The sequence below is a fragment of the Chryseobacterium capnotolerans genome, assembly GCF_021278965.1.
GTDB lineage: Bacteria > Bacteroidota > Bacteroidia > Flavobacteriales > Weeksellaceae > Chryseobacterium > Chryseobacterium capnotolerans.
On record NZ_CP065589.1, the window covers coordinates 4,999,303 to 5,012,118 of the forward strand.

At 37.6% G+C, this 12,816-nt stretch carries 7 protein-coding genes and 1 pseudogene; 6 read left to right on the plus strand and 2 right to left on the minus strand.

The features are described from left to right. Nucleotides 1-2,021: pseudogene (locus H5J24_RS23830) on the plus strand (flotillin family protein). A 176-nt stretch (nt 2,022-2,197) separates the two neighbouring features. Next, entirely contained in the window at nt 2,198-6,994 is a 4,797-nt protein-coding gene (locus H5J24_RS23835; protein WP_068941300.1) for a DNA repair ATPase, read from the plus strand. A 69-nt stretch (nt 6,995-7,063) separates the two neighbouring features. Here H5J24_RS23835 and H5J24_RS23840 read toward each other — a convergent pair whose 3' ends face one another. Continuing rightward, nucleotides 7,064-8,356, minus strand: a complete 1,293-nt coding sequence (locus H5J24_RS23840) for a DUF389 domain-containing protein (protein WP_082811062.1) — start codon at nt 8,354-8,356, stop codon at nt 7,064-7,066. Nucleotides 8,357-8,544: 188 nt separating this feature from the next. On the opposite strand from H5J24_RS23840, the gene H5J24_RS23845 reads away from it, so the two are divergent. Genes H5J24_RS23845 through H5J24_RS23855 form a run of 4 tightly spaced genes read left to right on the plus strand, consistent with a single transcriptional unit; the run spans nt 8,545 to nt 10,862 of the window. Beyond that, entirely contained in the window at nt 8,545-8,913 is a 369-nt protein-coding gene (locus H5J24_RS23845) for a hypothetical protein (RefSeq protein WP_068941304.1), read from the plus strand. 41 nt (nt 8,914-8,954) lie between these two features. Continuing rightward, entirely contained in the window at nt 8,955-9,671 is a 717-nt protein-coding gene (locus H5J24_RS25770; RefSeq protein WP_283250749.1) for an aminotransferase-like domain-containing protein, read from the plus strand. Next, a complete protein-coding gene (locus tag H5J24_RS25775; RefSeq protein WP_283250750.1) occupies nt 9,671-10,369 on the plus strand; it encodes an aminotransferase-like domain-containing protein in 699 nt (232 codons plus the stop codon). The genes H5J24_RS25770 and H5J24_RS25775 overlap by 1 nt, the downstream gene beginning before the upstream one ends. A 13-nt stretch (nt 10,370-10,382) precedes the next feature. Continuing rightward, entirely contained in the window at nt 10,383-10,862 is a 480-nt protein-coding gene (locus H5J24_RS23855) for a GNAT family N-acetyltransferase (protein ID WP_068941308.1), read from the plus strand. 82 nt (nt 10,863-10,944) lie between these two features. On the opposite strand, the gene H5J24_RS23860 is transcribed toward H5J24_RS23855, so the two are convergent. Then, nucleotides 10,945-12,798 (minus strand): alkaline phosphatase family protein, encoded by a 1,854-nt coding sequence (locus H5J24_RS23860; RefSeq protein ID WP_068941310.1) that lies wholly within the window; start codon nt 12,796-12,798, stop codon nt 10,945-10,947. Nucleotides 12,799-12,816: the final 18 nt, after the last annotated feature.

The window sequence follows — 12,816 nt, forward strand, 5'->3', positions numbered from 1 at the left end:
ATGAACTTACCATTAATTGCTGGAATTATCATTGTTGCAGTAGCATCAATCGGGTTGATTTTCTGGATTTTATCCATGTATAAAAAGACCGTTCAGGGAATTGTTATTTTAAGAACCGGTTATGGTGGCACAAAAGTTTTCTTTAATGCAGGAATCGTTATCCCTATCATTCACCGTATGGAATCTATGGATATTTCCGTGAAAAAACTGGAGATATCAAGAGAAGGAAGGGCTGGGTTGATCTGTAAAGACAATATGAGAGCAGATATTCAGGTGGCATTCTTTATCCGTGTGAATAAATCAGTAGATGATATTGTCAACGTAGCTCAAACGATTGGCTGTCAGAGAGCATCTGATGCTCAGACACTAAGAGAACTTTTTGAAGCTAAATTTTCAGAAGCCCTAAAAACAGTAGGAAAGAAATTTGATTTTACTGAATTATACGAAGCAAGAAGTGAATTCCGTCAGGAAATCCTTGATATCATCGGAACAGACTTAAATGGCTATGTTTTAGATGATTGCGCGATCGACTACCTTGAACAGACTTCCATCGATAAATTAGATAAAGACAATATTCTTGATTCTGAGGGAATTAAGAAAATTACAGAACTTACAGCAACACAGAATATTAAAGCCAATCAGGTTCGTCGTGATGAGGAAAAAACAATTACGAAACAGAATGTAGAAGCCAGAGAAGCTATTCTTGAGCTTGAAAAACAGCTGGCAGAAAAGCAGGAGTCTCAAAAAGAGAAGTTGCCAATATCAAAGCCCGTGAAAATGCTGAAATCTTAAAAGTAGAAGAAGAAGAACGCCTGAGATATGAAACCGTTCGTATTGCAACGGAAGAGAAATTACAGATTGCAGAAGAAAATAAACTTCGCCAGGTGGTGATTGCCGCTAAAAATAAAGAACGTGCAGATCTGGTAGAAACAGAAAGAGTATTAAAAGACAAAGCTTTAGAGGCTACAGAAAGAGAAAGAATTGTTTCCCTTGCCCAGATTGAAAAAGAGAAAGCGATAGAAATAGAAAAGAAAAGCATTCAGGATGCGATCCGCGAACGTTTGACCATGGAGAAAACGGTAGTGGAAGAGCAGCAGGGAATTAAAGATCTGGAAGCTTTCAAAACGGCTGAAAGAAACAAACAGGTTGAAATTACAGTCGCTACTCAGGAAGCAGAGAAAAGATTAATCGAAGAAACCAGAGCAGCAGAAGCGCGTAAACTGGCCGCAGAAAAAGATGCTCAGAAATATGTGATCGAAGCACAGGCGAAGAGAGATGCAGCAGAAAAAGAAGCAGAGGCACGTAAGATCATTGCAGATGCTAAAGCAAAAGAAGAAGCTACTGTGGGGTTATCTGAAGCTCAGGTGCTGCACGCAAAAGCAGATGCTGCAGAAAGACAAGGAATTGTAGAAGCAGTAGTCATTGAGAAAAAGGCCGAAGCAGTGAGGAAAGAAGGAATTGCACAGGCAGAAGTGATTAAAGAAAAAGCATTGGCAGAAGCTGCGGGTATCAATGAAAAAGCAGAAGCGATGAAGAAACTGAACGATGCAGGAAAAGATCACGAGGAATTCCGTCTGAAGCTGAACAAAGAAAAAGAAGTAGAGTTAGCAGAAATTGCTATCCAGAAAGATATTGCAGAAGCTCAGTCTCTGGTATTGGCAGAAGCATTCAAAACAGCGAAGATCGATATTGTAGGAGGTGATAATACATTCTTTGATAATGTAATCCGTCAGGTTTCAGCAGGAAAAGGATTGGATAAATTCGTGAGCCATAGTGAAAATGCACAGATGGTGAGAGAAAACCTGTTGGGAGACGGTGAAAATATCATTGCTAAAGTAATGGGAATGGTAGACAAATACAATATTTCATCAGATGATATCAAGAACATGAGTATCGCCTCCCTGATCTTTAAACTGAACGGTGTAGCCAATCAACAGGAAAAAGGAATTCTGGAAAGAGCCCTTGATATGGCCAGACATATGGGTGTAGAACATAAACCGGTAAACAATAACCATGTTTAATATATAAAGAACAGTTAATTTATTGATAATCAATTTTTTAAAATAGGTTAGCTGTTTGCATGACAAACCTTATAGGTTTTCAAAACCTATAGGGTTTACATGAAAATAAAAAGTATAATAAGTTCTACACAAAGATTTGCTGTTGAACAACAGCCATGACCATCTAACCCAACACTATGTCAGAACAACTTAATTCCGGAACCTACGAAATTATTCAGAACCGTCTTAATGAGCAGAAAAATGACCTTATACAAAGGTTGAATCAGCTTAATGAGGACCGTAAAAATATCTTCGGTGGAATAGATTTTTCGTTGATTGCCAATGAAAGGATTTCCACAGACCATAACTGTATAGCCAAGGATATCTATTCATTAGGAGATTATTTGCTATTTGGTTCCAATGCTCATTTTGGCTTACAGACAGAAATTAATATTTCAGACGTTTTTTCCATTTATAGAATCAATAAAAACAGGTTTGAGCCTCAGGATTATGACCTTATCAATGATGAAGTTTTTATTGATGAGTTTAAAAACCTTTACAAATATTACAGAAATACATTCTTTGCAAGATTTACTTTTACAGAGAACTACCTTTATATGGTTTTCCAGCTTTCGGAAAGCACTACAGATATTAAAGCATTCAAATGGCTGATCAAAGACAATCAGTTGATCTATGTAGATTCAAGAAGTGCTTCAGAAACTGCATACCCGCCGCAGCATGGCTTTGCGTGGACGAAAGCGACAAGAGACATGCAGCGATCCGGAAAACATCCGCATATTTCCCTTGCCGATAAGGTTTTTGTGGAAAGTATCGGTGGAGATATCACCATTAAGGTTGAAGATAATACAGATACCGGAAAAGGAATTTATTCCGAAGATGTGATCCATAAAGATCAGAATCTAGATGATGCTGAGATCCATTTCTGTGACCTGGATAACCTTGTCTTGTTTAAAATAAAGCCCTACCAGGAAACAGAGCGCTATTTTATTTATAATCATAAAGAAAAGACCGTTTCCAGAGCTGATGCTCTTAAATATTCAGGGTTATTGCTCCCGGAAAATCAGGGAGTACTGTTTTCAAACGGATATGCTCTGCAGACAGGTGGGTTAAAAGTGATTTCACAGGATCAGAACAGGCTGTATTATCTGAAAACCGTTACAGAACCCAACGGAGAGAACTTCTTATATGTTTTCTATGATGATAAAACGAATAATTATCAGCTGATCTCCTATAATATCATCACCCAAACGATAGAAACACCCATTCGTTGCAGCGGTTTCTCACTTCTCAATGATGGAAAACTGATTTATCTTCGGGAGAGTATTGAAACAACCAAGCATCATCTTGCTCAGATCTGGCAGACTCCTTTCTCCAAAGAACTGCAAGCGAATGCTGAAAAAGCAGACAGTCTGATTTACAAGATCGGAAACAAAGATATTGTAAGAGTAATGGCAGAAAGTCAGGAGCTTATCACCCTTCTGAATAAAAAGGATTCCTATAGCGGATTATACGATGATATTGTAAAGCTTTCCACCTTTATTCTCGATACCTATTACTTTTTGGGTGAAGATGAAGTTCAGAAACTGGACCAGCCACTTAAAGAGATCCGAAAAATTGCTCATTCAGCGATCAACGAATATGAAAAAGTAGTTGAGCAAAGAAAAAACACAGAAGAAGCTTTAGAAAAAATAAAGCAGGCCTGTGATAAAATCATTGATGATACCAAAAGGCTTCATTATTCTCAGCTCACAGAATATATTGATGCTCTTTCCCAAATAAGAGCCTTAAGAGGAGAGGTTACAGGGGCGAGAGAAATGAAATATGCAGATACAAATCTGTTGGACTCTCTTGAAAAAGCTCTTTCAGACCGCTATACCGAACTTTCTAATGCCTGTGTGGATTTTCTGCTGCAGGAAGGGGCACTATTGCCTTATGAAGAGAAAGCGCAGACCATTTCAGAGGATATTATTGCATTACAAAAGGCTATTGATGCTAAAATCATTGATGAAAATATAAGCACCTTATCAGGACAGCTGGAACTGTTGGTAGATATTGTCAATAACCTTAAAATTGAAGACACTTCCCAATCTACCCAGATCATTGAAAACATATCTTTGATCTTTGCAAGACTAAACCAGGAAAGGCTTGAGCTCAGCAAAAGGAAAAGAGAGATCTCAGGAAAAGAACTGGCTTCAGATTTCCAGGCACAGATTACCTTATTTGATCAATCTGTGATTAATTTTCTGGAGCTTTCCCAGACGCCGGAGAAATGTGATGAATATCTCACCAAGCTTTCCATTCAGTTGGAAGAAATGGAAACCAAATTCATTGATTTTGATGAATTTATACAGCAGATAGGAACCAAAAGAGAAGAAGTCTACGGACATTTCCAGAATAAAAGAGTACAGCTTACAGAATCTAGAAATAAAAGGACACAAAGTCTGTTTGATGCTGCCCAAAGAATTCTGAAATCAGTGCAGACCAAGGCAGAATCCTTTGACTCTGAAAATGAAATCAATGGGTATTTTGCTTCAGACCTGATGGTTGAAAAAGTAAGAGACCTTTCAAGACAATTAGCGGAATTAGAAGATTCTGCAAAATCGGAAGAAATTCAGACTCTTTTAAAAACCTGCCAGCAGGAATCTGCAAGAAAGCTTAAAGATAAAAAGGAAATCTACGTAGACGGGGAAAGCGTTATTGCACTGGGAAATTATAAGTTTGCCGTTAATCAGCAGAAACTGGATCTTACCCTTGTCCTTCGAAATGCACAATATTACTATCATCTCACCGGAACAAGCTTCTATGAACCATTAAACTTCAATACGGCAGATGAATTCAAAGAAGTCTGGAACCAGGAATTTGTTTCTGAAAATACGAAGATAAAAAGGTTTGAATACCTTGCCTGGAATGTATTTTCAAATCATAAAGAAATAGAAACAGAAGAACAAAATGAAAAGGCTGTTCAACAGTTTACTGCCGAGCATTTTGGAGAAGGGTTGGTGAAAGGAATTCATGATAAAGATGCACAGCTCATTGTAACAAGGTTACAGCAAATGCATAATGAGTTGGGATTGATGAGGTTTACCACACAGGAAAGAGCTATGGCGCAGATATTCTGGCTTTTTCTGGATACGGAAAGAAAAGAATATTATACCAAGCAATTTGAAGCAGCCGCTATTATTGCTCAATCTTTTGCTGTAAAACAGGGATTTGAATACCTAAGCAGGGAATTGGCAGCAGAGATGAAATCTTTTGCATCGGTGAATGGTATTTTTGCAGAGACAGATTATATCAATGCTGCAATATACCTAAAACTGGAAGACAAAGAAAATTTCCTGATCTCAGAAAAAGCAGGAGCATTGTATGGTTTATTTTTAAAAGAGCTTAAGGAAAAAGGCAAAGATCTGGAGTTTTTCGCTCAAATACAGGCTATGTATTCTTATCCTTCAGCATGTTATTATATTGCAGAAGGAGCATTGCAGGCTTTTGATCCGAATGCGGAAAAGGAGATCATCCATGAAGTGCTGGCATTTGTCATCACTCAAAAGTTTGATCCGAAAAATATCCGCCGAATCACTTATGAAGTAGCGATAAAAGAACTGAAGTCTCTTGAAAAGGATGCAGAGTATCATCTTAATTACTTTGAATTCGTTTCCCGACTGAATCATTTCAATACAGTGACCGTTCCAAAATACAAACGACTTCAGGAATTGAAATACAGCTGGATAGATGAAAAGAAAAAAGCATTGAAACTGGATACTTTCCAGGCTCAGATTTTAAGCTCATTTGTAAGAAATAAATTGATTAATGATGTCTATTTCCCTTTAATAGGAGCAAATCTTGCCAAACAGCTTGGAACTGTTGGTTCTGATAAAAGGACAGACAGAATGGGAATGCTTCTTCTGGTATCTCCTCCTGGATATGGAAAGACCACCCTCATGGAATATATGGCAGAGCGTATGGGATTGGTATTTATGAAAATCAATGGTCCTTCATTAGGCTATGATATCGTTTCTACAGATCCGGCAGAAGCTAAAAATGCAGGGGCAAGACAAGAACTCGAAAAACTGAATCTTGCATTGGAAATGGGTGATAATGTAATGCTTTACCTTGATGATATTCAGCATTGTAATCCTGAATTCCTTCAGAAATTCATTTCCCTGGCAGATGGACAGAGAAAAATTGAAGGAATTTACAATGGAGAAAGTAAAACATACGATTTACGCTCTAAGAGATTTTGTCTGGTAATGGCAGGAAATCCATATACGGAAAGCGGGGAGAAGTTTAAAATACCGGATATGCTGGCGAACCGTTCAGATACCTACAATCTGGGTGAAATATCAGGTTCAAAAACAGACCTTTTTGATCTGAGTTTAATTGAAAACTCACTCATGTCCAATGAATATCTGACTAGGCTGACCCAGCCAGGTATGGAAAATCTGTATGAACTCTATGATTGTGTGATAACAGATAATCCTGCGGATAATCTGAAAGGAAATTTCAGCTCCAATGAAATATCAGATTTCAGGGCAGTACTGAAAAATACCATTATGGTTAGAAATATGATTCTGAAAGTCAACAAAGAATATATTGCCTCTGCAGCGATGTCTGATGACTACAGAAATGAACCGCCCTTTAAACTTCAGGGATCTTACCGTAATATGAATAAGCTTATTGCTCAGATACAGCCTATTTTAAAAGAAAGCGAAGTTATTCAGCTTGTATTGAACCATTATCAGAACGAATCCCAAACGCTGACAATCGGTGCAGAAGCAAACATGTTGAAATTGAAAGAGCTGATAGAAGTCCTTTCGGAAGAAGAGAGAGAACGTTGGGAAGAGATCAAGAAGACCTTTGTAAAAAATAAAACCCTAAAAGGCTTAGGCGAAAACGATAGAATGTCTCAGATTGTTGCACTCCTTGCACAGTTTGGAGATGGTCTTGAAGGGATAAAAGAGGTTTTGAAAAAATAATAGTTAGCCTTACTTTATCATAAAAGCAAAAACAGCACCCTGTATATATGGGTGCTGTTTTATTAATATTTATTGACGAATAACTTTAGCATTTTTATCGGATAGCTTTTCCGATAGCCATTGTTGCATTTTTTCCTCTTGCTCCTTTTCTTCTTTTTCAGACCTATAAAGGATTACGGTGCTTACATTGGCGCTGTCTGTGTTAGGGAAATTGGTTACTTTACCAATAGAAATATGGTTAAAATCCGGAAATAAGATATGTATTTCCTTAATAAGGCTTGAGTCTTTTACTGTGTATTTATCCAATTGTTGTCTTAATTGGTTGATGACAAGGTCTTTTTCAGACAATACATTATTCCGTTGCCCAATTTCGTTAAGTATTTCTGATTTAATATCAGTAGCATCCTGTTTAATCACCAATTTTGTATTGGCAATTCCGAGGTCTTTAATTTTTTTATTAATGGTATCCAGTTCACTTTTACTAAATTTTTTGGATAAAAAAGCCAACTCTATTGTTTTTGGAGAAGAATTGTAGTTTACTTTTTTATAAATGAGGGTATACCCTTTTTGTGTAAATTCATTATTGATGAACTGGTCAATATTTTGAGCAAACTTCTTCTGATTCAAGAGATTATAAGCCAGGTAAGAACTTGGTACAATCATAATAATGATCAAAGCCGTTATCCCATATCGTATTTGTCTTTCATACTTTCTGTCTACCAGTTCAATTGGCTCATACCTCAGGTATTTAATAATAAGAAATGTTGCGATGCAAATGAAAAAGCAATTGATGGTGTAAAGATAAAAGGCTCCTGCAAAATAGCTCCAGTTTCCTATAGCAAGTCCATATCCTGCCGTACAGAGTGGAGGCATTAATGCCGTAGCAATAGCAACTCCCGGTATTGGATTACCTTGTTTCACGCGGGTGATGGCTATAACGCCTACAAGACCACCAAAAAAAGCGATCAGGACATCATAAATATTCGGTGATGTACGGGCTAATAGCTCAGATTGAGTTTCTTTAAAAGGACTTAATGAGAAATAGATAAAAGATACCAGTAAACTGACTATAGTTGCAATAAGAAGATTCTTAGCAGATCTTTTAAGTAATTGAAAATTATAGGTGCCCAAGGCAAACCCGGCTCCTACTATAGGTCCCATAAGAGGAGATATAAGCATTGCCCCGATAATAACTGCCGTGGAGTTTACATTGAGTCCCACGGATGCAATAACAATCGCACACGCTAAAATCCATAAATTTGAGCCCCGAAACGAGATATTATCGGTGATGTTTTCTAGAACCTTCCCTTTATCTTCTTCCCCGAAATGAAGATTAATAAATCTCAAAAATTTTCCCATCATTGTTTATTCACTTGTTTAGATTCAAAAATAAAAATACATATTTATAGATTATTTTACACAAGCTTTAAAAATTTTCATTGCAGCTGAGGCTTATTAACTGATTGCCTGTACCCATAATATTCTATACTTCTGTATCTGTATCCAAACTGATAGACTCCATAATTTTGTTAAGGTAAAGAAGAAATACTATGGAAACAATGGCACAACATCAGGAACAGCTTCAATATGCTGAAGTTTATATTTCAGACATGTTAGCATTGAAAAACATATTTTTACAGATATGGACTCCTTCAAAGACCGCTTCAGATTTTGGAATACCATTCCTTTTGGCAAAGAAGAAAAAAGAAATCATATTATTTGCCAGTCTTGTCATGGGGGAGAAAGGAGAAATCAAATTTGTCGTCTATGATAAGAAAGGAACGAGTGAAATAGAAAAGAGATCCTTTTCAACAAGAGTTGAAAGTTACTTTAAAAGGAATACAGCCCCTAATTTTCGAAATCCTGAACAATTAAAAAGCAGCATCAAAAGTATGATGAGCTGGCTTGATCTTCAGTAAGATCTGGATAAAATTGTACATTTACTTAAAACTGTAATTCAATGTTGAAAGATGTTCTATACCTTAAAATAGCGAATTCTGTCACGGAGCAGATCAAAAGTGAGACCCTGCAATTTGGAGACAGACTGCCTTCGCTGAGGAGTGCCCAAAAGCTCTACAATGTCAGCCTGAATACAGTAAAACAGGCTTATATGGAGCTTGAAAGCCGCTCGCTTGTAGAGTCACGCCCTAAATATGGATATTATGTGAGCCAAACCTCTCAAAGAAAGCTGGCACTACCTTCTGTGGCTAAAATGAAAGTTTCGGAAGAAAAAAACAGCCCGGAAGATCTTATCGGAAAAGTGTTTGGTGCCATTGGCGGAACAGATATGACACAGTTTGCATTAGGGATTCCGGGGAAAAGCCTCCTTCCGGTAGCCAAAATGAAAAAATGTATGATTGAAGTAATAAAGCGGAAGAGTGACAGTGGAACCAATTATGAGCCGGTGCAGGGAAGTGTGGGACTCAGGAGGGAAATTGCCAAGTGGTCTATCGTGATGGAAGGGCGGATTACTGAAGATGATCTGGTGATAACCTCAGGTGCTATGAATGGGGTTTACCATTGTCTGATGGCTGTAACTCAGCCGGGTGATTATGTAGCGGTAGAAAGTCCTGTTTATTTTGGGATTCTTCAGGCTATCCAGTTGCTGGGATTGAAGGCTGTGGAAATTCCTACCCATCCCATTACCGGAATAGATCTGGATGCTTTAAAAAGGTAATGCCGAAGCTTTCTGCCTGCTGTTTTGTAGTAAATTATAACAACCCATTAGGCTTTCAGATGCCGGATGAGAATAAGAAAGAATTGGTAAAAATGCTTACTGAGCATAATGTTCCTTTGGTGGAAGATGATGTCTATGGAAACATTTATTTCGGGGCCGGAAGGCCCAAACCGTGTAAATTTTATGATGAAGCAGGCATTGTGATGTGGGTAGGTTCGGTATCTAAAACTTTAGCACCAGGATATCGTGTTGGTTGGGTGGCACCAGGGAAATTTAAAGAAAAAATTATCCGTCAGAAGTTGGTTCAGACTGTATCAGGTCCATCCTTATTTTCAGATGTGATAGCCGATTTCCTTGAGCATGGCCGTTACGATCATCATTTGAGAATGTTCAGAAAGAAGTTGTATGCCAATTACTTACAGATTCAAAAGTCTGTGACACAGTATTTTCCGGATAATACCAAAATTTCAGAGCCCAAAGGAGGGTTTATGCTATGGCTGGAACTGGATAAAAGAATATGTACAGAAGATTTATATGACGAAGCAGTCAGCCAGAAAGTGAATTTTGCACCGGGAAGAATGTTTTCTCAATATAATCAGTATCAGAACTGTATGCGGCTAAACTATGCACTGGAATGGACCGATCGTGTAGAAAGTGACCTGGAGAAATTGGGGAAAATGATAAAAAACAGAATATAATACACCTAAAGCGATGAATGATATCAATAATGAAGTAAAAATTGTAGCCTACGAACCTCAGTACAAAGAAGCTTTCAAAGCTTTGAATGAAGAATGGATCAAAACATTTTTTGTGATGGAAAGCAGCGATTATAAGTTGCTGGATAATCCTGAAGAATATATTATAAATAAAGGTGGATATATAGCTTTTGCTTTGTTGAATGGCGAAGCTGTAGGAACATGTGCCTTAGTGAGGGCTCAGGAAGAACCTCTTGCTTTTGAGTTGTCCAAAATGGCAGTAAGCCCTAAAGCACAGGGCAAGAAGATCGGTTATCTGTTGGGAAATGCTCTTGTTGAAAAAGCCAAAGAGCTGAAAGCGGAAAAAGTATTCCTTGAAACCAATTCAATCTTGGTTCCAGCAATAAAGCTATATGAAAAACTAGGATTTAAGCATATTGAAATTACCAATCCCGGCTATGACCGTGTAGATGTGCAAATGGAACTGGACCTTTAATCTTAATTAAAAAAAATATTGGAACTCAGATATTTATATCCTGGTTCCAATATCAAAATTTAAATCTAATTGTTGTTCTGTTTTATTTCTTGATAAATGCTTTTGTCATAGATGTTTTAGTTCCATTAAGCTTAATAAAATACATTCCGGAAGGAAGATTTTCAATACTGATTTTCTCCTCGTAATTTCCTTGGGAAGACTTTAAGTTTTTGGTGGAAACCAATGATCCTTTAGTATCCAATATTTCAGCCTTAATTTCCTTATCCTCTGATTGATAGATGATATTGATTTGAGTAGAAGCAGGATTAGGATATACTTTAAAATCGTTAGCCGTCAGTTTGATTTCTTTGGTTGATAATACCTGTTTTGAACAGTCCGGACCTCTGTTAACACCATCTATTCCCCATGAAGGCTGAATCGGAATACAAAGCCAGTTTAATACTGTTGGAAAATGATCTGTTTCTCTTGTGGTTGAGGTATAATCATAAGCTTTAAAATTGTTTGAAGCATTGACCGTATAGTTCGGAGCCCCTGTAATACTCATATGATTGGCATTAGGCCCTGAATCAGCCAAAGTATTTCCCGAAGTCTCATTACACTTCCAGTTAGCCAATAGCTGAGAATAATAAGGGTGCGAAGAGGTAATATCCTGGGTCGCCCAATTGGCAATTACGTCATTAGGAAGTGCAGATTTCCAGATTCTTACATCCTTATAAGAAGCAGCAAGATTTACGCTGTATGTATTGGTCCCGTCCTGATTTAATGTAAATGGAAGCGCAGAATCAATATTTCCGATGGTATTCATTTTTGCAAAAGTCACCGGAACGCCGTCTTCATATAAAGTAACAAGACCATCTCTGTCGAAGCTTGCAGCAATATGTTTCCATTTATTGGTTTCTAATTTTCCGCCCACAAGATCAATACGGTTGGTCCCATCTCCGATATTCATTTTAAAAGTCTGTCCAGAGAATCCTGAGAAGATGACTCCTTTGTTTTTTCCATTCGCCCAGTTTTTATTACCTAGAAATACAGGATCGCTGGTGTAGGCTGCATTAGGTTTTACCCAAAATTCAATTGTAAAGTCTTGGTTTGAACCAAAATTGAATGAAGTCTGGTTAGCAGGTTTTGCATAAGTTCCCGAAGGAAGATTAAGTTGATTAAAGGTCTTATTGGACTCCAGAATGGTTTTACTGATTTGTTGAGGAGTAAATCCAGGATTAGAGTAGATGGTAAAGATATTTCGCTCAGATAGATTTCCCCCACCATGAGAAGTATCTGTTGCTCCGTGATCTGTTGTTACAACCACAAGCCAGTCTTCGTTATTGTAAGTGGCTCTGTTTTTCATAGCGTTTACAATCTCACCAATATAAGTATCAATTGTCTGAATAGAAGAAATATACTGTGGAACGGCAGAAGAAAATCCATAAGAATGTCCTGCATGATCCACATCATCAAAATCTACGAACAAAATATCGGGATTATCATTCTGTAAAGCATTTACTGCTGCATTTTTTACCGCGAGATCGGTTGCCAGATTGGTTTTTACATCTGCATTCTGCACTATTTTATCATTCACGGGAGCCCAATGTGCCAGCGAAATGGTTTTCAGATTAGGGTTGTGGCTTTCCGCTCTGGTTAAGAAATCCGGATAATTTGCATAGTTTGGACTGGTAAAATTATTGTCCTGGACATTATGCTTAGTATGCCAAACACCTGTAAGCATTGTGCTCCAGCCATTTCCGCTCCAGGTTGTGGCGGCACACAAACCATCAAGTGAATAAATAGATTGACTGATGAGGTTTTTGATATTAGGAGTGTTGGTAGACATCATAACATCTGCACGGCATCCATCAATGCCGATAAAAAGGACTTTTTTAGTTTGAGCTCCAAGGAAACAGCTCATTACAACAGCCATTGAGAATAGTTTTGTTTTCATGGGGAAAAAGATTTTGAA